This is a genomic window from Streptomyces sp. NPDC028722 (assembly GCF_040637655.1).
Classification (GTDB): domain Bacteria; phylum Actinomycetota; class Actinomycetes; order Streptomycetales; family Streptomycetaceae; genus Streptomyces.
This window is the reverse complement of the sequence record NZ_JBEZWU010000008.1, coordinates 60,270-79,248: the sequence shown is the minus strand read 5'-3', so window position 1 is coordinate 79,248 and position 18,979 is coordinate 60,270. Positions and strand designations below refer to the sequence as shown.

The 18,979-nt window shown below is 73.1% G+C and carries 18 protein-coding genes; 12 read left to right on the top strand and 6 right to left on the bottom strand.

The genetic code is table 11. The features are described 5' to 3' along the window. Positions 1-164 precede the first annotated feature (164 nt). Complete coding sequence (locus tag AB0F03_RS15175) at positions 165-1,061, bottom strand: helix-turn-helix transcriptional regulator (protein ID WP_361991023.1); 897 nt, start codon at positions 1,059-1,061, stop codon at positions 165-167. Between the two features lie 220 nt (positions 1,062-1,281). Here AB0F03_RS15175 and AB0F03_RS15170 point away from each other — a divergent pair, with 220 nt between their 5' ends. The 3 genes from AB0F03_RS15170 to AB0F03_RS15160 all read left to right on the top strand — a co-directional run bounded on the left by AB0F03_RS15170 (position 1,282) and on the right by AB0F03_RS15160 (position 3,866). Next, positions 1,282-1,605, top strand: coding sequence for a carboxymuconolactone decarboxylase family protein (locus AB0F03_RS15170; RefSeq protein ID WP_361991020.1), 324 nt, complete (start codon positions 1,282-1,284; stop codon positions 1,603-1,605). A gap of 73 nt (positions 1,606-1,678) precedes the next feature. Continuing rightward, on the top strand, positions 1,679-2,101 hold the full coding sequence (locus AB0F03_RS15165) for a cupin domain-containing protein (RefSeq protein ID WP_361991017.1): 423 nt from the start codon (positions 1,679-1,681) through the stop codon (positions 2,099-2,101). Positions 2,102-2,297: 196 nt separating this feature from the next. Beyond that, a complete protein-coding gene (locus AB0F03_RS15160; RefSeq protein WP_361991014.1) occupies positions 2,298-3,866 on the top strand; it encodes a carbohydrate-binding protein in 1,569 nt (522 codons plus the stop codon). 163 nt (positions 3,867-4,029) lie between these two features. On the opposite strand, the gene AB0F03_RS15155 is transcribed toward AB0F03_RS15160, so the two are convergent. Further along, the gene (locus tag AB0F03_RS15155) at positions 4,030-4,431 is read right to left on the bottom strand and encodes a VOC family protein (protein ID WP_361991011.1); all 402 of its coding nucleotides are present in this window, start codon (positions 4,429-4,431) and stop codon (positions 4,030-4,032) included. A gap of 349 nt (positions 4,432-4,780) precedes the next feature. On the opposite strand from AB0F03_RS15155, the gene AB0F03_RS15150 reads away from it, so the two are divergent. Together AB0F03_RS15150 and AB0F03_RS15145 are read left to right on the top strand one after the other, a co-directional pair. Beyond that, entirely contained in the window at positions 4,781-4,963 is a 183-nt protein-coding gene (locus AB0F03_RS15150; RefSeq protein WP_361991008.1) for a hypothetical protein, read from the top strand. 81 nt (positions 4,964-5,044) lie between these two features. Then, positions 5,045-5,935, top strand: coding sequence for an SDR family oxidoreductase (locus AB0F03_RS15145; protein ID WP_361991006.1), 891 nt, complete (start codon positions 5,045-5,047; stop codon positions 5,933-5,935). Positions 5,936-5,964: 29 nt separating this feature from the next. Here the strand turns inward: AB0F03_RS15145 and AB0F03_RS15140 are convergent, their stop codons facing one another. From AB0F03_RS15140 to AB0F03_RS15130, 3 genes are all read right to left on the bottom strand, one after another. Continuing rightward, complete coding sequence (locus AB0F03_RS15140; RefSeq protein WP_361991003.1) at positions 5,965-6,975, bottom strand: phosphotransferase; 1,011 nt, start codon at positions 6,973-6,975, stop codon at positions 5,965-5,967. 103 nt (positions 6,976-7,078) lie between these two features. After that, the gene (locus tag AB0F03_RS15135) at positions 7,079-7,852 is read right to left on the bottom strand and encodes a polysaccharide deacetylase family protein (RefSeq protein ID WP_361991000.1); all 774 of its coding nucleotides are present in this window, start codon (positions 7,850-7,852) and stop codon (positions 7,079-7,081) included. Between the two features lie 247 nt (positions 7,853-8,099). Then, complete coding sequence (locus AB0F03_RS15130; RefSeq protein ID WP_361990997.1) at positions 8,100-8,699, bottom strand: TetR/AcrR family transcriptional regulator; 600 nt, start codon at positions 8,697-8,699, stop codon at positions 8,100-8,102. 127 nt (positions 8,700-8,826) lie between these two features. Between AB0F03_RS15130 and AB0F03_RS15125 the strand changes: the two genes are divergently transcribed. After that, complete coding sequence (locus tag AB0F03_RS15125) at positions 8,827-9,675, top strand: alpha/beta hydrolase (RefSeq protein ID WP_361990994.1); 849 nt, start codon at positions 8,827-8,829, stop codon at positions 9,673-9,675. A gap of 125 nt (positions 9,676-9,800) precedes the next feature. Beyond that, positions 9,801-10,877 (top strand): acyl-CoA desaturase, encoded by a 1,077-nt coding sequence (locus AB0F03_RS15120; RefSeq protein ID WP_361990991.1) that lies wholly within the window; start codon positions 9,801-9,803, stop codon positions 10,875-10,877. An 88-nt stretch (positions 10,878-10,965) separates the two neighbouring features. Here the strand turns inward: AB0F03_RS15120 and AB0F03_RS15115 are convergent, their stop codons facing one another. After that, on the bottom strand, positions 10,966-11,544 hold the full coding sequence (locus AB0F03_RS15115; protein WP_361990989.1) for a DNA starvation/stationary phase protection protein: 579 nt from the start codon (positions 11,542-11,544) through the stop codon (positions 10,966-10,968). Positions 11,545-12,011: 467 nt separating this feature from the next. Between AB0F03_RS15115 and AB0F03_RS15110 the strand changes: the two genes are divergently transcribed. The 5 genes from AB0F03_RS15110 to AB0F03_RS15090 all read left to right on the top strand — a co-directional run bounded on the left by AB0F03_RS15110 (position 12,012) and on the right by AB0F03_RS15090 (position 18,918). Further along, positions 12,012-12,737, top strand: coding sequence for an alpha/beta hydrolase (locus AB0F03_RS15110; protein WP_361990986.1), 726 nt, complete (start codon positions 12,012-12,014; stop codon positions 12,735-12,737). A 51-nt stretch (positions 12,738-12,788) separates the two neighbouring features. Next, on the top strand, positions 12,789-13,586 hold the full coding sequence (locus AB0F03_RS15105) for an alpha/beta hydrolase (protein ID WP_361990984.1): 798 nt from the start codon (positions 12,789-12,791) through the stop codon (positions 13,584-13,586). A 262-nt stretch (positions 13,587-13,848) separates the two neighbouring features. Further along, positions 13,849-14,958 (top strand): helix-turn-helix domain-containing protein, encoded by a 1,110-nt coding sequence (locus AB0F03_RS15100; protein WP_361990981.1) that lies wholly within the window; start codon positions 13,849-13,851, stop codon positions 14,956-14,958. A 386-nt stretch (positions 14,959-15,344) separates the two neighbouring features. Further along, positions 15,345-18,092, top strand: coding sequence for an AAA family ATPase (locus AB0F03_RS15095; RefSeq protein ID WP_361990979.1), 2,748 nt, complete (start codon positions 15,345-15,347; stop codon positions 18,090-18,092). 85 nt (positions 18,093-18,177) lie between these two features. Beyond that, positions 18,178-18,918, top strand: a complete 741-nt coding sequence (locus AB0F03_RS15090; RefSeq protein ID WP_361990976.1) for an alpha/beta hydrolase — start codon at positions 18,178-18,180, stop codon at positions 18,916-18,918. The last annotated feature ends 61 nt before the right edge of the window (positions 18,919-18,979 follow it).

The window sequence follows — 18,979 nt, the reverse complement described above, 5'->3', positions numbered from 1 at the left end:
TGTCGGGTCGCCGCTCTCGGGCCGCCGGGCCGCGGCTGTCGGGTCGCTGCTCTCGCGCCGCCGGGTCGCCGTCGCCGGGCCGCGGCTCTCGGGTCGCCGCTGTCGCGGCGCCATTCTCGCGCCGCCGCTGCCGGGCCGTCAGCGCCCGAGCGCCGCCGCGGCCGTCACCTCTGCCGGTCGGTGGGGGAGGGGCTGTCGGCGGGTGCGGGCGTCCTCTCGGTGGCGGCCCAGGCGGCGAGCAGCTGGATCTTGTCGTGATCGGAAGTGTGGGGCGGGGCGCTGTAGGCGGTGAGGGTCAGACCCGGCTGGGCGGGCAGTTCCATGGCGTCGAAGTCGAGGGTGATCTCGCCGACGGCGGGGTGGCGGAAGGACTTGCGGCCGGTGCGGTGCAGGCGGACATCGTGCTTGGCCCAGGCGGTGCGGAACGTGTCGCTGCGGGTGACCAGTTCGCCGATCAGGCCGGTCAGGCCGCTGTCGCCGGGGGCGCGGCCGGCTTCGGTGCGCAGCAGGGACACGGTGGTGTTCACGGCCTCCTCCCAGCGGGGGAAGAACTCGCGTCCGGCCGGGTCGAGGAACTGGAACCGGGCCATGTTGACCGGCTCCCGGGCCGCGCCGGCGTGGAGCGCGCTGTACAGGGCGCGGCCGAGGGGGTTGGTGGCGAGGACGTCCAGGCGGCCGTTGCGGATGAAGGCCGGGCAGTCGCTCATGGAGTTCAGGACGCGCAGCACGCTGTCGGACAGCGGCCCGCGCGGGCGCCGGGTGCGGCGGTGGGGGCGTTTGGCGGCGGCGCGGGCGAGGTCGTGGAGGTGGGCGCGTTCGGCGTCGTCGAGCTGGAGGGCGTCCGCGACGGAGTCGAGGACCTCCTCGGACGCGCCGGCCAGATGGCCGCGCTCCAGGCGTATGTAGTAGTCGATGCTGACGCCGGCGAGCAGGGCGACTTCCTCACGGCGCAGGCCGGGCACGCGCCGGTTGCCGCCGAAGGCGGGCAGCCCCGCCTGCTGCGGGGTGATCTTGGCCCGGCGGGAGGCCAGGAACGCGCGGATGTCACTCTCGGTACTCACGTTTCCCAGGCTAAGCCGGACGGCGCGCCCGTGGGGGGCCCTGTCGGTACCTGTAACGGCAGACCCTTCCCCACGCCTCCGGCCTGCGGTTTCGTCGATCCCGGTGTCGGCTGGGGCGGCCCGGGGGCCTGACGGTTCCCGCCTCCGGTCGGTGCCGGACGACCGGCCCGGCCACACAGTGGCGCAAAGGGCCGCCCGCCCTTCGATCGAGGAGTTGTTCATGCCGAAGCAGTCCGCACCCCGGGAACTCGCGACGATCGCACCCAAGCTGGTCGAGGTCACCGACGACGTGTTGTTCGGTGACGTCTGGGAGCGTCCCGGTCTCTCTCCGCGTGACCGCAGTCTGGTCACGGTGAGTGTGCTGGCCGCCCTCTACCGCGGCGAGCAGCTCGGCTACCACCTCGGCGTCGCGCTGGACAACGGGCTGCGCGTCGAGGAGCTGTCCGAGGCCATCACCCACCTGGCCTTCTACGCGGGCTGGCCCAACGCCATGACCGCCATCACCCGGCTCAAGAAGATCGCCGACGAGCGCGCCGCCACCTGAACCGTGCCCCCACCCCGTGATCGTGAAAGAAGACAAGGAAGACAAGGAAGACAAGGAAGACAAGGAAGACACCATGGAATTCGTCAAGCAGCAGGCCACGGTCAAGGCGCCGGTCGACCGGTTCACCGGCGACGTCTGGTTCGACGTCATCCACGCCGGCCAGGAGCCGTCCCGGATGCGCGTCAACCTGGTCCGCTTCTCCCCGGGCGCCCGCACGAACTGGCACTCCCATGTGCTGGGCCAGACCTTGCACGTGGTCTCCGGCGTCGCCTTGATCGGCACCCGCGACGGCACCGTCCTCACGGCCCACCCCGGCCAGACGGTCACCTGCCCCCCGAACGAGGAACACTGGCACGGCGCCACCCCCGACCGCTTCATGGAGCACATCGCCCTGTGGGAGAGGAAGGGTGACGGGGGCGAGGAAACCACCTGGCTGGAGCCGGTCACCGACGAGCGGTACTCGGCGGCCTCGGCCGGGCCCGGCAACCGATCGTAAGCCGTAGATTCACATTCCTGAATAAGGATCACGTACGCGACTCTTGACGCGCGCATCGACTCGTCCCTAGCGTCGGGAACTCCCAGAGGGAAAGCGCTTTCCGGCAGCCTCCACCATGACACGACCGGCCGTCGGCTTCACCCCTCCGGACACCCGCATCCGCACAGCCGAGCCAGAACCGCTAGGAGACAAGCCGATGCAACTCACCTCCGCCCTCGCGTGCGCCGGTCTGCTCGCCGGCACGCTCGTCGCGCTGTCCGGCACCACCGCCCAGGCCGCCATGACCCGTTACGAAGCCGAGAGTTCTCCCGCGGTGTGCACCGGCACCGTCGACTCCGACTGGGCCGGATTCTCCGGCAGCGGCTTCTGCAACGGGACCAACGCGTCGGGCGCGTACGCCCAGTTCACGGTGAACGCCGCCGACGCGGGCACCGCGACTCTCGGTGTCCGCTTCGCCAACGGAACGGCCGCCGCCCGGTCCGCGACCGTCGCGGTCAACGGGGCGGCGGTCACCACGGTGTCGTTCGAGACCACCGGGGCCTGGAACACCTGGGCGACCAAGACGCTCACGGTGCCGGTCAAGGCCGGTGTCAACACGATCCGCCTCAGCCCCACCGGCGCCGACGGTCTGCCCAACCTCGACCACCTCGACGCCGACGTGTCGGCGGCGGCGACCGGCACCGTGCTCTACGTGTCACCGAGCGGCAGCGACAGCGCGGCCGGCACGGAGTCGGCCCCGACCACGCTCACCTCCGCCCTCAGCCGCGTCACGCCCGGCGGCACGATCTACCTGCGCGGAGGGACGTACACCCCGTCCGCCACGGTCACCATCCCGGCCGGCAAGGACGGCACCCCCGCCGCCCGCACGACCCTGTCGGCCTACCCGGGCGAGAAGCCCGTACTGAACTTCGCGGCGCAGAGCGAGAGTCCCGCCAACCGGGGCATCCAGCTGAACGCCTCCTACTGGCGGCTGTACGGCCTGACCGTCGAACACGCCGGGGACAACGGGATCTTCGTCGGCGGCAGCAACAACGTCGTCGAGCGTGTGGTGACCGCCTACAACCGCGACACCGGCCTGCAACTGGGCCGCACCGCCTCCACCACCCCCAACTCCCAGTGGCCGTCGAACAACCTGATCGTCAGTTCCGAGTCGCACGACAACGCGGACTCCGACGGTGAGGACGCCGACGGCTTCGCCGCGAAGCTGACCACCGGCACCGGGAACGTCTTCCGTTACGACGTCTCGCACAACAACATCGATGACGGCTGGGACCTGTTCACCAAGACGGACACCGGCGCCATCGGCCCGGTGACCATCGAGTACTCCCTGTCCTACGGCAATGGCACCCTGAGTGACGGCACGGTCAACGCCAACGGCGACCGCAACGGCTACAAGCTGGGCGGCGACGGCATCGCGGTGAACCACGTGGTGCGGCACGACATCGCCTACAAGAACGGCCACCACGGTTTCACCTACAACAGCAACCCCGGCACGATGACGGTGTCCGGCAACGTCGGCATCGACAACGCCCAGCGCAACTTCTCGTTCGACGCGGGCACTTCGGTGTTCCGCACCGACACGTCGTGCCGCTTCGCCGTCAGCGGCTCGAACGACAAGACCGTCGGTGACGCCGACAGCTCCGACCAGTTCTGGACCGGCACCAACGGCTCCCGCTGCTCCGCGTACGCGGGCGCGCTCGGCTGGTCCTTCGCCTCGGACGGCCACCTCGTGGTGACGTTCGGCGGCAACGTCGTGACGCCGTAACCGGCGCACGGCGGTCGGTGAAACGCGGGACGCCGCCCCGGGCGGCGTCCCGCTCCCGGTCCGCGGGGACGGGCTCCCGGTGGACCGGGCGGAACCCGCACGGTCTGCCGGGAACCCGCCGGGAGCGGGCGGGCCGGGGCGAGTGCCCCGGCCCGCCCCTTTCTCAGGACTCCGCCGGCGCCTCGGGGCTGCCGTAGGGGCGGGTGATGATCTCCATGCCGTGTCCGGCCGGATCGTGGAAGTACAGGCCCCGGCCGCCCCAGTGGTGGTTGATCTCGCCCGGCTGCTTCCCGTGCGGGTCGGCGTAGTAGGTGATCCCGGCCTGCCGGATACGGGCGAAGGCCGCGTCGAACTCCTCCTCGGAGACGAGGAAGGCGTAGTGCTGCATGACTATCGACTCCGCCGGGACGGTGGCGAAGTCCAGGGTGACCCCGTTGCTCGTGGACAGGGGAACGAACGGGCCCCACTCGGCCCCGGCCTCCAAGCCCAGGATGCGGGCCAGGAACGCGGCCGACTCCCGCTTGTCCCGGGCGTGGACGATGGTGTGGTTCAACTCGACTGACATGGGTGGAATGCCTCCGCAAGGCAAACTCACGGGCACCTCCATGCCTCACCCGGCCGGTGACCGGCACGCGATGCCGTAAGACGATCCTAACGGCCTCCACCGGACGGCCCAACGGGCTTATGAGCCATGGTCGGCACCTCAGCCGGTGCCCCCTGCGCCGGGAGCACCTCCCCGGTCAGCGGCATCTGCCGCGCCGCCCCGGACTCGGAGCAACCGTCACAGACGGTGACGGCCATCCCGGAGGGAAGCCGGTTTCCCAGTACCGCAAGTAACATGATGACCTTGTTCCGGGTGTACCAGTCAGTCAACTTTGCGCCGTCCTCGGACGCGCCCCTGCCCGGAGATGTCGATGTCTACTGCCAACGACGCGTTGGAAAACGCGCGCTTCACCTACGAGCAGCACATGCAGACGTGCCGCCAGTGCCATGCCGACGCCGCTCTCTGCGCGGTGGCGAAGCATCTGCTGCGGCTCTACAACCTCGCCCGCCGGGACCGGCTGCGCGCCACCGGGCAGCACACCCCGACCGTCTGACCGGCAGGAAGCGCTTTTCACCCGCCGCAACGAGGGAACCCGGGTCGCCTGTCCCGTCCGCCCGAGACACAGGAGGCCACTGTGACGGACCAGCACGGTGACCGGCCCGATCCGGTCACTCAGCACCCCCGCCCCGACTTCCCCGACCAGGACCAGCCGCACCCCGGCTGGACCGGCCCCATGGACCCGCCGCCCGACCACGGCGAGGACTCCTACCACGGCACCGGCCGTCTCGAGGGCCTCAAGACCGTGATCACGGGTGGGGACTCCGGCATCGGACGCGCGGTGGCGCTCGCCTTCGCCCGCGAGGGGGCCGACGTGCTGTTCACACATCTGGACGCGGAGGAGGAGGACGCCCGCGAGACGTCCCGGCTGGTGGAGGACGCGGGGCGCAAGGCGGTCGCCGTGTCCTGCGACATCCGCGAGGAGGACAACTGCCGCTCGCTGGTCGAGCGGGCGGTCGGCGAGTTCGGCCGTATCGACGTCCTCGTGAACAACGCCGCCTACCAGATGGCCCAGTCGGACGGCATCGAGGCGATCAGCACCGAGCAGTTCGACCGGGTGATGCGGACCAACCTGTACGGGATGTTCTGGCTCACCAAGTTCGCCCTCCCGCACATCCCGGCCGGCGGCTGTGTCATCAACACCACGTCCGTGCAGGCGTACCAGCCCAGCCCGCACCTGCTGGACTACGCCATGACCAAGGGCGCGATCGTCACCTTCACCCAGGGCCTGGCGCAGATGCTCGCCGAGCGCGGCATCCGGGTCAACGCGGTCGCGCCGGGACCGGTGTGGACCCCGCTCATCCCCGCCACCATGCCGGACACGGCGGAGTTCGGGAAGCAGAGTCCGCTCGGCCGCCCCGCCCAGCCCGCCGAACTGGCCCCCGCCTACGTGTATCTGGCCTCGCCCCAGGCGAGCTACATCACCGCGGAGATCCTGAACGCGACGGGCGGCACCCCGCTGCCCTGACCCGGCGCACGCGCCGCCGCCGGGAAGGGTCAGCCGGCCCGGAACGGCGGCTCGGCCAGGAGCTCCAGCAGCCACCGGGCGCTCTGCGCCGGTCCCGGCCCGGCACCGGACGCGCCGGGGAACATCCGGCCCCAGGCCGCCGACCGGCTCAGCACGCTCAGCCGCCAGGCGAGCGCCGCCGCCCGCCGCAGCTGCGCCGCGGTACGGCCGGGGCCCGTCCAGGGCTCCAGATACGCGTCGAGCAGCCGGGGCAGCACGTGCGGGCCGTAGCGGTCGCGGGCCCGTTCGGCGGTGACGCGCAGACTACAGAACGGGTGGGAGACGGCGGCGTCACCCCAGTCGAAGAAGGTGTAGCGGCCCGGGGCCGGCCGGAACACCTGCCCGTCGTGCAGGTCCGCGTGGTCGAGGCTGTCCGCGACGCCCAGCGAGGCGAGTTCGGCGCACCAGTCCGCGAGGCGCGGCCGCAGCTCCTCCAGCCGGGCGCGGTCGTCCGGGCCCAGCACACGGTCCCCGGCGAGCAGGCGGTCGAACACCACCGGCAGCCCGGGAGTCCGGGCTGCCGGCACGCCCAGCCGCTCAAGGGCGTGCGCGTGCGGGACCAGCGCGTGCTGCATGTGCGCGTACTGGCCCAGCAGTTCCTCCCAGGCGCGCGGACCGACCGGCTCCCGGGCGAGCACGGTCCGGAACAGGTCGCCGCCGTCGGGCAGCAGCGACCAGCCGCGCGCGGCGTCGACGGCCAGGGGCCGCAGCACGTGCTCCGGCACCCAGCGGGCCAGGGCGGCGGTCAGCGGGCCCTCGAACGCGCCGGCCGGCGGGCTCGCCTTGAACCAGACCGCCGTCCGCCCCGCGACGGGCACCCGGATCAGCACGGACCAGGGCCGCAACCGCACGTCGAGCCCGCCGGCGGCCCGCAGACCGTGCGCGGTGAGCCCCTCGGCCATCCAGCCGAGCGCCTCGGCACGCCAGGTCTCCTGCTCCCAGGGCGTCACCGCGTCCGGGTACTGCCCGCGGTCGACGACGGTCGTGGCATCCTCTCGCATCGCCCCATCCCATCACCGCCACCGGCGGCCCGGCCAGCGGTTTTGCCGCACACCGGCGTCCGGGGACGACTCCCCTCGCGGTACTGAGGCCGAGACCCCCGGGTCAGCGCACCGGGAAGCCGAACGCGTAGCCCTGCTGCTTCAGCCACGGCAGCAGGGTGCCCAGCGCGGCCACCGTCTGGGAGCGGTCGCCGCCCGCGTCGTGGAAGAGGATCGTGGGGCCGTTCGCCAGTTCCCTCTTGACGGTGGCCACGACGGCGTCCGTGCCCGGCCGCTCGAAGTCCTTGGAGTCGACGTTCCAGCCGAGCGGACGCATCCCGTGCGAGGCCGCCAGTTTCCGGCTGTACGGGGTGAAGGCGCCGCCCGGAGCCCGGTAGTACATCGGGCGCACCCCGCCGGACGCCTTGGTGATCTGCCGCTCGGCGTCCACGATCTGCTGTGACTGGTAGGCCGGGGGCTTGGTGTCCATGGTGGTGTCGTGCGACACCGTGTGGTCGCACAGTCGGTGCCCGGCGGCCACCACCTGCCGGACCAGATCCGGGTGGGCCTCGGCCTGGGTGCCGACCATGCAGAACGTCGCCTTCACGCCGTTGTCCCGCAGCACCTGGAGCACCCGCGGGGTCCAGACCGGGTCCGGACCGTCGTCGATGGTGATGTTCACGGCGTGCTCACCGCGGTCCGAGGCATGAGCGATGACGGCGGACACGGGCGCCGCCGCGGGCGCGGTGGACGGGGCCGGGGCACCCCGCCCGGCCGAGCCGCCACCGCTCTGCCCGGCCTGCGCGCTCCACACCGAGGTGGCGGCGGCCGCCACCGTCACCCCCAGCGCCGCCGCGACCATCCGGCCGTACCATCCCCGCCCGCCGTGCCGCGCCATTCCGTCCGCCCCCTGCCGTGTCGATGACTCCCGTCGCCACGCCGACGGGTTCCGTGCACCTGGCAGGACGGCCGCGGACGATCACGGGATCCCTCTGTTACTGATCACGGACAATTCCGGGGCGCTTTGGCGACAGTCTCTCCCTGTGCGGGGCCGGAAACCGCCGAGTCGGCCCGTCCGGACTGTTGTGGTGCACCTGATCGCGCCCACGCCGGCCCCACGCCGGCCGGACGCCGGCCCGGCTGTGTCACCGTCCGTCCAGCGCGGCCCGTACGATCGCCGCCGCCGCCTTGCCCGCCGCCAGGACCGGCGCGGTGCTGCGCGCGGAGCGGCCGAGCATGAAGGCGCCCTCCAGCAGGGCGATGACCGAGGAGGCCGTCTCCCGGGCGGCCGGCCCGGGGATGCCGCCGTCCGCGTAGTAGGCGGCGAGGCGGCCGGTCCAGCTGTCGAAGACCTCCCAACTGGCCCGCCGCAGGGCCTCGTCGGTGCTCGCGACCTCCAGCGCGACGGTCGCGACGGGGCACGGGTCGGCGAAGTCCAGCTCGGCGAGGGTGCCGGCGGCCGCGGTGAAGGCGTCGGCGGTGGCCGCGACCCGGTCCTCGTACGGAGTCATCAGCGCCGTGATGAGGTCCAGATAGACGGCGCCCGAGGTACGGATCACCTCCTCGCCCAACTGGGCTTTGCCGCCGGGGAAGAAGTGATAGATCGACCCGAAGGGCGCACCGGCGGCGGTGGCGATCTGCTTCATGCCGGTGCCGGTGTACCCCGTGCGCCGGAACAGCTCGGTGCCGGCGTTCAGGATCCGCTGCCGGGTCCCCTGGGTGCTCGTACCCCTGTCATCGCTCACGGCCGAAACCTCCGGGAAGCCGTTGTCACCGTCGGACGATCGGCCCTATTGTGCACTAGAACGATCTATCCAATGACAGTGGCAGAGGCGCATGGCGTCGGCAGCCAACCGGGTCGGAGGCACGGGCATGCCGGAGATCGAACTGAGCGCGGGAACCATCGACTACGAGGACACGGGAGGCGGCGGCCCGGTGGTGGTCCTGGTCCCCGGCCTCGGCTTCGACGAGTCGGTCTGGACCGACGTCGTCACCGGACTGAGCCCCGGCTTCCGGGTCCTGATCCCCGTCCTGCCGACCGGCAGCCACCGGCGCCCCATGCGCCCCGGCGCGGACCTCTCCGCTCACGGCGTGGCCGGCCTGCTGGCCGAGTTCATGGACCGTCTGGACCTGCGCGACGTCACCCTCGTGCAGAACGACACCGGGACGGCCCAACTCCTGCTCGGGGTACGGGACGAGCGCATCGCCCGGCTGGTCCTCACCTCCTGCGAGACCCTCGACAACTACCCGCCCGGCATCCAGGGCCGGCTGCTGACCGTGGCCTGCCGGATCCCCGGTGCGCTGTTCCTGCTCATCCAGTCCTTCCGCTTCCCCTTCCTCGCCCGCATGGAGACCTCGCTCGGCGGGATGGCGAGGACACGGCTGCCGAAGGAACTGATCGCCCGCTGGTACCGACCGCTGCTGACGAATCGTCACATCCGGCGGGACTTCGCCAGGTTCCTGCGCAGCACACGCCGGGACTGCTATCTGGAAGCGGCCCGGAACTTGCCCGCGTTCACCCGCCCGGTCCTGGTCGTCTGGGGCGCCGAGGACCGCATGATGCCGCCCGAGACCGGCCGCCGGCTCGCCCGACTGCTCCCGAACGCCCGCTACGTGGAGATCCCGGACGCCCGCACCTTGGTCCAACTGGACAACCCCGGCGCCCTCGTCACCGAGATCAGCGACTTCGTCGAGGCGCACCCGCTGCCCGGCGAACACTGAGCACGGACCGCACGCCGGGCGCGCCCGGGTGGGGAAAACTACCGGAGCCGGGTAGAGGCAGCCCCCCGCCCGTCCCGGTGACTGGCAGGCTGTTCCGGCCGGGCGGGCGTGCGCAGACTCGGCGCATGACGATTTCCACCGACGCATCCCCCGAGTCCGCGGCGCCCGCCGTCCGATCCGGTACGCCCGGCTCCGCGGCCGGCAGTGACTACGCCCGACTGTCCCGGCGCATCGCCGAGGCGGGCCTGTTCGAGCGGCGCCCCGGCTACTACACGGCACGCCTCGGTACGGTGATCGCGCTGCTGGCGGCCGGCTGGGGAACGTTCCTCGCGCTCGGCGACAGCTGGTGGCAGCTGGCCGTGGCCGCCTTCCTCGCCCTCGTGTTCGGACAGGTCGCTCTCGCGGCCCACGACCTGGCCCACCGTCAGGTCTTCCGGCGGCGCCGGCCGAGCGAGACCTGGGGCCGGCTCTTCGGCAACCTCGGGATCGGGATGAGCTACGGCTGGTGGATGAACAAGCACACCCGCCACCACGCCCACCCCAACCACGAGGAACTCGACCCCGACGTCGCCCCCGACATCCTCGTGTGGTCCACCGGGCAGGCCCGCTCCAGTCGCGGCGCGACCCGCCTCATCGCCGGACACCAGGCGCTGCTGTTCCTCCCGCTGCTCACCCTGGAGGGCCTCAACCTGCATATCTCGAGCGTGCGGGCGCTGCGCTCGCCGGCCGTGAAGAACCGCCTGCTGGAGGGGACCCTGCTCGTCCTGCACATCGCGGGATACCTGGCCGCGCTGTTCCTGGTGCTCAGCCCCGGCAAGGCGGTGGCGTTCCTCGCCGTGCACCAGGCCCTCTTCGGTGTCTACCTCGGCTGCACCTTCGCCCCCAACCACAAGGGCATGCCCACCTTCACCGGTGACGAACAGCCCGACTTCCTGCGCCGTCAGGTCCTCACCTCCCGCAACGTGCGCGGCGGCCGGGTCACCGACGTACTGCTCGGCGGGCTCAACCACCAGATCGAGCACCACCTGTTCCCGAGCATGCCCACGCCCCATCTGCGGCTGGCCCGGCCCCTCGTCCGCGCGTACTGCGCGGAGGTCGGGGTGCCCTACCACGAGACCGGGCTGATCCGGTCCTACCGCGAGGCCCTCACCCATCTGCACCGGGTGGGGGAACCGATCAGGCGACAGCGCCGGGCGTCCTGACGCCCGGCGGGCGCGTGACCGCGGTGGCCGGCGGTTCCGCGGTGGCCGCGGGGCCGGCCGGGCGGTTCCGCCGTCGCCCCCGCGCCGCTCAGACGCGGACCAGCGGCGTGTCGACCAGATGCTCGGCCAGGAACCACGCCTGGAGTTCGCCGGTCCGGATGACCTGAGAGACGAGCAGGTCGTTGGTGCCGTCGTCGCCCAGCTCGGCGGTGCGCGCCGCGGCGTCGTGCGCGTCGATGAGGATGGACTCGTGGGCCTCCAGGAGCCGGGACAGCATCACCGGCACCTCCTCCACGCCGTCCGGCGGCCGGGGGATCGTCGTGATCTCGGCGACGTGCCGGGGATCGCCCACGGCGACACCGCCCAGCGTCTGCACCCGCTCCGCGAGGGTGTCGACCAGTTCGAGCTGTTCCCCGGCGTGCTTGTCCAGCACCAGGTGCAGTTGGTAGAAGGTCGCGCCGCGCATCAGCCAGTGGTGCTTCTTGTAGAGGCCGTAGAGGATCTGGGTGTCGGCCAGGACCCGGTTCAGGCGCTGGCAGGAGTACATCCGCGCCTCGTAGGACAGACCGACCGGGAACTGCTTCACGGTCCCGAACTCCTGGATCACCTCGCCCTTCTGGTGCAGCCACGGCTGGCTGCCGCTCGCGTGGTGGGTGCTGCTGGTCATGATCCGCCTCCGGTGGTGCCGTGCTGTGCGTACGGTGAAGACGCTAGGCACGGGTACGGCGACGGCTTGCCCGCGCGCGCATGCACCGATGCCCGCCGGCGCACCGCTCACGACGCCTCCCGCGCCGGGACCTTCGTCGTGACGACGCCGGACGCGGCGGTTCCCCCCTGGGGGCGTGGGGGACGAGCCCGCCGGTTTCCCCCAGGCGGGCACGTGCGACGAGCCCGCCGGTGAACGCGTACCTGACGCGCCCACCCTCCCGGACGGGCACGCGCAGGACACGGCCGGAGCGTCCAGAGGCAAGCGCGACCGCGTGCCCCCCGTAGCGTTCCACGCCTGACCGGCCCCACTACCCGATCTCCCCGGCGCCGCCATCCGTGACCCGCGTTCCGAAGAGGACTTCACCGGTCGCGGCGGCCCGGCCCCGGTCAGGATCCGCACACCCATTCACCGACAGGGAGTCTCCCGTGTCCACTGCCGACAAGCCCACCGTAGTCCTGGTCCACGGCGCCTTCGCCGACGCGTCCAGCTTCGCCGGCGTCATCCCCGAACTGCTCGCCCGCGGCCTCGACGTGGTCGCCCCGGCCGTGCCCAACCGCAGCCTGACCGGGGACGCCGCCTACATCGCCTCACTCGTCCGCCAGATCCCGGGACCCGTGATCCTGGTCGGGCACTCCTACGGCGGCGCCGTCATCACCGTCGCCGGGGTCGAGGACAACGTCACCGCCCTGGTCTACCTGGCCGGCTACGCCCTGGAGAAGGGCGAGAGCCTGGGCGAACTCCAGGGCCGCTTCCCGGACTCGGACCTCGCCTCCGCCCTCGTCCAGACCCCCGTCCCGGCCGACGGATCCACCGGCACCGACATCGACGTCTCCGTACTGCCCGACAGGTTCCCGGCCATCTTCGCCGCCGACGTCGACCCCAGTCTCGCCGCCGTCCTCGCCGTCTCCCAGCGCCCGCTGGCCGCGCGGGCGTTCGGCGAGGCGGCCCCGGCGGCGGCCTGGCAGACCAAGCCGTCCTGGGGCCTGGTGGCCACCGCCGACCACACCATCAACCCGGACGTCGAGCGCTACGGCTACGAGCGGGCCGGCATGACCACGGTCGAGGTCGACTCCTCCCACCTGGTCATGCTGTCCCACCCGCAGCGCGTCGCCGACCTGATCGAGGACGTCGTCCGGGCCACCTCCCGCTGACGGCCGCCGCGCCCTCCCCGTTCCCACCCCCACCGCTTCAGGAAGCAACCGATGAACCCACCGATCTCCCGCCGCGCCACGACCGTCTCCGAGCCGGCCGACGCACCGGCCACCGCGCACCCGCAGCCGGCCGGACCCACCGTCGTCCTGGTCCACGGCGCCTTCGCCGACGGCTCCAGCTGGAGCGCCGTCATCGAACGACTCCAGCGTGAGGGGCACCGCGTGCTGGCCCCGGCCCTGCCGCTGCGCGGCCTGGCGAGCGACGCCGCCTACATCCGCGCCGTCCTCGACGGCGTCGAGGGGCCGATCGTGCTCGTGGGCCACTCCTACGGCGGGGCGGTCATCAGCCACGCCGCCGCCGGTGCGCCCCAGGTCGAGGCGCTGGTGTACATCGCGGCCTTCGTCCCCGACATCGGGGAGAGCGCGCTCGGTCTCACCGGGAAGTTCCCCGGCAGCACCCTCGGCGAGGCCACCACGGCGCAGTCCTACCCGCTGCCCGGAGGTGGTGAGGGCGAGGAACTCGTCATCCGCAAGGACGTGTTCCGGCAGCAGTTCGCGGCCGGTGTCCCCGTCACCACCGCCCAGGTCATGGCGGTGGGACAGCGCCCGATCGCCTTGGCCGCCCTCCAGGAGGAGGCCACCGCGGCGGCGTGGCGGGACATCCCCAGCTGGTGCCTGGTCGCCACCGAGGACCGCAACATCCCGCCGGCCGCCGAGGAGTGGATGGCCCGCCGCGCGGACGCCCACACCGTCACCGTCCAGGCACCGCACGCCGTCGCTGTGAGCGACCCCGCCCCCGTCACCGACCTCATCCTGCGCGCGGTGCACGCGGTCCGCTCCGGGCACTGAGCCCCCGGACCGGTGCAACGGCCACCGGGCCACCGCCCACCGGCCGCCCCCCTCCGGGCCCCGGACGCCGCACGGCGTCCGGGGCCCGGACGGCCGTAAAGGCACCCCCGGGGAAAGGTGGAGGGCGCACGGGGACGCGGTACGCGGTACGCGGTACGCGGTACGGACAGCATTCCGTGGATCTAGCGGATTCACGTGATGTGGGCGCCCACCCTCCCTTGACACGGTGTGCGGACAGCACACACACCGAAGGGCGGACATCATGTCGCCACACTCACTGGCACCGGCACCGGCACCGGGGGACCGACTTCCGGGCACGCTCTACGCCACCGATGCGATACCCCTCCACCTCAGAAGGGCCTACTGGCGCGAGGCCCTGTCCCGTACGTTCGCCGAGCTCGACATCACCGTCCCCGACGGCCAGTGCGAGGGAACACTCCGCACCTGCCGGCTGGGCCACGTCCGCGTCGCCACGGTGGACAGCGGCCCCATGCGGGTACGGCGGACCCCGGCGCCGGCCGCGTCGGGCCCGGAGGAGCACCTCGTCGTCACCCTCCTGGTGCGGGGCACCGCGAGGATCGGGCAGGACGAGCGCACGGCCGAACTGGGTCCCGGGGACATCGTCATCTGCGACATGGCCCGCCCCCTGCGGGCGAACTTCACCACCCCCTTCCAGACCAAGTCGCTGGTGTTCCCGCGGCGGCTGCCGGACCTGGGCGAAGCCGGCCTGCGCCGGATCACCGCGCGGCCCGTCCACCCCGGGACACCGCTCGGCACCCTGCTGCTTCCGCTGCTCACCACGCTCGTGGACACGGCGGAGACCTACCCGCGGGCCCTGGGGGACGCCCAGGCCCGCCACGTCCTCGACCTCCTGGGAGTACTGGCCGCCGACCGGCTCGGCCAGGAACCCGCCGGGACGCCCGACGCCGCCCGGGTGCTGCTGCCCCGGATCCGCTCCTTCATCGACGACCATCTCGCCGACCCGGACCTGACCCCGGACGTCATCGCCCGGGCCCACCACATCTCCGTCCGCTACCTGCACCGGCTGTTCCAGGCCGAGGACGTCACCGTCAGCCGGTGGATCCAGCGCCGCCGGCTCCAGCGGTGCCGGCGCGAACTGGGCCGCCGCGAGGCGGTCTGCCACACCATTGCGGCCGTGGCCCACCGCTGGGGTTTCACCAGCGCCGCCCACTTCAGCCGCGTCTTCCGCGCCGCCTATGGGATGACCCCCGCCGAGTGGCGCGACGCGGCGGCCCACACGCCCCCGACGACCCGGGGTGTCCTCCCGCGGACGCCGCCCCCGCCGTACCGGCACATCCTTCCGTCCCCGCGGCCCGTCCTCACCGGCGAGACGGACCGGACGGCGGCCTGAGCCACCCGACGGCACCCGCACCGGCCTTCTGACGTTGTCCGCCGCCCCTCGCCCCGCCCGGACCTGCGGGGCGCTGTCCGCCGTCCGCACCACGCCCCACGGTCGGCCGGCTGTTCCCGTCCGGCCCCGGGCCCCCGTGGAGCCGTCCGCCGTACGCTCTCGCCGAGTACACCAACCGCTCCCCGTGCGGACCGGCCCGCCGTACGGCCCCCGTTCCCCGCCCGACGTGCGCAAACCCGTCTTTCCTTGTCATAGTGTCCCCGGCGCGTCGTCCGCCCGGGCCGGAGCCGTGGCTCCGGTACCGGCAGCCGGCGCGCCGGAGCGGAGTCACCGCTCGCGGGGCGCCCCCGGCTTCGGCGGTGGGCGCGGAACACGGAGAGGCGGAAGTGACGGCGGCAGACGGATCGCTGTCCCGGGACGGTCTGCGCGGCCGCGAGGCCGAGCAGGAGAGAGTGCGGTCCCTGATCGCGGCGGTGGCCGGGACGGGAAGCGGCGCGCTGGTCCTGATCGAGGGCGAGGCGGGCATCGGGAAGACCGCGCTGCTCGCCGAGGCCGTCACCCGTGCCCGCGCCGCCGGATTCGCGGCCGGTGTCGGGAAGGCCGACGAACTCCACCACATCGCGCCCCTGTCGTCGCTGGCGGCGAGCTTGCTGCACGGCGACCGGCCGCTGCTGCCCGGTGACGCCTTCGCCGACCTCGCCGGCAGCCACGACCAGCGGATCTGGCTGGTGGAACGGCTCGCCGAGGCCATCGAGTCCAGAGCCCGCGGCGGCCCGGTGCTGATCGCCCTGGACGACATCCAGTGGGCCGACCCGCTGAGCCGTTTCGCCCTGCAACACCTGCCGGCGCGCCTGCGGACCTCGCCCGTCCTGTGGGCGCTGACCAGGCGCCAGGGGCCCGGCGGGCCGCCGGAGGAGATCGCCACGGCCGCGCGCGAGGCACTCACCACGGTCACGGTCGCCCTGGGCCCGCTGTCCGGCGCGGCCATCGGGCAACTCGCCGGAGACGTCCTGGGCGCGGCCGTCGACGACCGGGTGCGGCAGCTGCTCGAAGGCGCCGGCGGCAACCCGTTCCTCGCCGTCGAGATGCTCACGGGCCTGCGCGCCACCGGCCCCTCGGGCGAGCCCGTGCCCGAGGGCCTCGTCGTGGGCGTGCGCGGCAGACTCGCCTCCCTGCGGTCCGCCACCCTGCGCTTCCTCCAGATGGGGTCCGTACTGGGCCGCGGCTTCACCTTCCAGGCCGCCGCCGCCCTGTGCGGCAGCCCGCCCGCCGCGTTGCTCGAAGCCCTCCAGGAGGCGGTCCACGCCGGACTGCTGGACGACGAGGGCGACCAACTGGTTTTCCGGCACGACCTGCTGCGCCAGGCGGTCTACGTCGACATCCCGCCCTCGGCCCGCAAGGCGCTGCACCGGGAGGCGGCCGGACATCTCGTCGCCGCCGGCCACCGGCCGATCGACGCCGTCTCGCACATCCTCAGAAGCGCTCAGCCCGGCGACGAGGAAGCGGCCGCGCTGCTGCGCCGGGCCGCCGACGAAGTCCTGCCGGTCATCCCGGGGCTGGCGGCCGACCTCATGACGCACGCGCTGGACCTGGTGCCGCCGCCGCGCCCGTCGGGATTCGCGCTGGGGGAGCGGGCGATCGTCTGTCTGACCCGCGCGGGCCGGGCCCGGGAGGCGCTGGCCGTCGCGGACCGGCTGCTGGCCTGCCGGCCGCCCCTCGACGCCTTCGGCCGGATCCAGGCGGCCCTCGGCGGGGCCCTGTGGAACCTGGACCTCGCTGACGAGCTGCGCCGCCGTACCGAGGCCGTCCTGGCCGTCGGCGGTACCGCCCCCGAGGTCGTGGCACGGCTGGAGGCGCTGCGGGCGCTGGCCCTGTCCCGGGGGGAGGATCTGGCCGCGGCGCGCACGGCGGGGGAGGGCGCCCTGCGTGACGCCATCGCGGCCCAGGACCGGGAGGCCCATGTGCTGGCCCTGTCCGCGCTCGGCGAGATCGCGCAGAACGCCGGGGAGAACGCCCTCGCGCTGAAACGGTTTGCCGCGCTCAACGCCGTCGACGGCGCCTACCTGCCCGAGGAGATCGTCGCGCATCTGCACCTGGACGACTTCGCATGCGGCGAACAGCTGCTGCTGCGGGCGGCGGACGACGCGGGCCCGCCCCGGCCGGCGATGCTCCAGTGGGCGCAGGCGCAGTACCACCTGGGACTGGGCCGGCTCGACGACGCGGAGACCGCCTTCGTCACGATGGAACGCCTGGAGGACGACGTGCAGGCGGTCGTCCAGCAGGTCAACGCGCGGGTGGTCCGCTCCCGGATCGCCCTGCTGCGCGGCGACCGGGACACCGCGCGCCACCACCTGGCCGCCGCGCGGGAGAGACGGGAGAGGAGACCGAACCCCGGGAACACCGCCGCGGTCCACTTCCTGGAAGCCGTGCACGCCGACGCCGACGGGGACGTCGCAGCGGCCGTGGAGGCGATCCGGCGGGTGCAGCGGGTGGGTCCGTTCATGCGCTGGCGGCTGCTGCGCGACTGGGTCGACGCGGCGGTACGCATGGCACTGCGCGGCGCCGAACACACCCTCGCCGAGGACCTGGCCGCGCAGGCCGCGGCACACGCCGCACAGAACCCGGCGGTGCCCACCGCCACCGGTGTCGCGGCGCACGCCATGGGTCTGGTCCGCAACGACCTCGGCCTGCTGGAACACGCGGTGACGCTGCTCCGGGCGAGCCCCCGCCCGCTCGTCCGTGCCGCCGCGTGCGCCGACCTCGGACAGGCCCTGCTGGCGGCGGGCCGCGAGACCGAGGCGGTGACCGTCCTGACCCGGGCCCACGGCCTGTACACCGAGACGGGCGCCCACGCCCCGGCGGCGGCGCTGCTGCGGCTGCTGGAGCGCGCGGGGGCCGGCGGCCGCCGTAGACAGGCCGCGCCACATCCGGTGCAGGGCTGGGAGGCGCTCACGGCCTCGGAGAAGAAGGTCGCGCGTCTCATCGCGGAGGGCCACACAAACCGGTCGGCCGCGGAGACACTCGTGGTCTCCCCGCACACGATCAACACCCATCTCACGTCCGTCTTCCGCAAGCTGGCGGTCAACTCGCGGGTACAGCTGGCCAACGTGGTGGCGGCCCTGGGTGAGAAGTGAACGCCGGGGTTGGTACGTTCACGCGAGGCGCAGCGCGCCCGACGGCGCTTGGCTGGTCCATATAACCCAGCCGGAGGCCACCGCCATGCACGGACCCACCGCCGTACCGCCGACCGTCGTGCTCGTGCACGGGGCGTTCACCGACGCCTCGTGCTGGAGCGGGGTCATCGGCCACCTGCGGGCCGCCGGGCTGGCCGTGGCCGCCCCGGTGAACCCGCTGCGCGGGCTGACGCACGACGCCGCCTGCCTCCAGGCCCTCCTGGACCGGACGGTCGGGCCGGTCGTCCTGGTCGGCCACGGCTACGGCGGCGCGGTCATCACCCAGGCCGCCGCCTGCGACGGCGTGCTGGCGCTGTGCTACGTCGCGGCGTTCGGCCTCGACGTGGGAGAGTGCGTCCAGGACGTGCTGTGCCGCTTCGCCCCCACGGTGATGGCGGACGCCACCGTCACCGTCGCGGACCGCGACGGGCTGCGCATCCGGGCGGAGCGGTTCGCGCAGGTGTACGGCGAAGACCTCCCGCCCCGTGCCGCACGCCTGCTCGCCACCGCTCAACCTCCCCTCGCGGAGAATGCGTTGACCGAGCGGTCCGGCCGTCCCGGCTGGGCCTGGACCCCGTCCTGGTACGCCGTCGCCACCGCCGACCGGATGCTCAACCCCTCCGCCCAGCGGTTCATGGCCCAGCGCATGACGGCCACCGAACACGTGCTGGACGCCTCGCACGCCGTCGTGCTGTCCCAGCCGGAGGCCGTGGCGGCGATGATCCAGGAGGCCGTCGCCCAGGGCATGGCCCGCGACGACGATCACCGCCCCGCCCCGGCCGGGTGAACCGCCCGCGTCCGCCGGTGGCCTACCATGACACGGTCGCCGGGAGGCGGGACGGCATACA

Bases quoted from the DNA above. Each gene is read 5' to 3' on its own strand.
- AB0F03_RS15170 (WP_361991020.1), top strand. From the start codon at position 1,282: ATGCCGAAGCAGTCCGCACCCCGGGAACTCGCGACGATCGCACCCAAG.
- AB0F03_RS15165 (WP_361991017.1), top strand. From the start codon at position 1,679: ATGGAATTCGTCAAGCAGCAGGCCACGGTCAAGGCGCCGGTCGACCGG.
- AB0F03_RS15160 (WP_361991014.1), top strand. From the start codon at position 2,298: ATGCAACTCACCTCCGCCCTCGCGTGCGCCGGTCTGCTCGCCGGCACG.
- AB0F03_RS15155 (WP_361991011.1), bottom strand. From the start codon at position 4,431: ATGTCAGTCGAGTTGAACCACACCATCGTCCACGCCCGGGACAAGCGG.
- AB0F03_RS15150 (WP_361991008.1), top strand. From the start codon at position 4,781: ATGTCTACTGCCAACGACGCGTTGGAAAACGCGCGCTTCACCTACGAG.
- AB0F03_RS15140 (WP_361991003.1), bottom strand. From the start codon at position 6,975: ATGCGAGAGGATGCCACGACCGTCGTCGACCGCGGGCAGTACCCGGAC.
- AB0F03_RS15135 (WP_361991000.1), bottom strand. From the start codon at position 7,852: ATGGCGCGGCACGGCGGGCGGGGATGGTACGGCCGGATGGTCGCGGCG.
- AB0F03_RS15125 (WP_361990994.1), top strand. From the start codon at position 8,827: ATGCCGGAGATCGAACTGAGCGCGGGAACCATCGACTACGAGGACACG.
- AB0F03_RS15120 (WP_361990991.1), top strand. From the start codon at position 9,801: ATGACGATTTCCACCGACGCATCCCCCGAGTCCGCGGCGCCCGCCGTC.
- AB0F03_RS15115 (WP_361990989.1), bottom strand. From the start codon at position 11,544: ATGACCAGCAGCACCCACCACGCGAGCGGCAGCCAGCCGTGGCTGCAC.
- AB0F03_RS15105 (WP_361990984.1), top strand. From the start codon at position 12,789: ATGAACCCACCGATCTCCCGCCGCGCCACGACCGTCTCCGAGCCGGCC.
- AB0F03_RS15100 (WP_361990981.1), top strand. From the start codon at position 13,849: ATGTCGCCACACTCACTGGCACCGGCACCGGCACCGGGGGACCGACTT.
- AB0F03_RS15090 (WP_361990976.1), top strand. From the start codon at position 18,178: ATGCACGGACCCACCGCCGTACCGCCGACCGTCGTGCTCGTGCACGGG.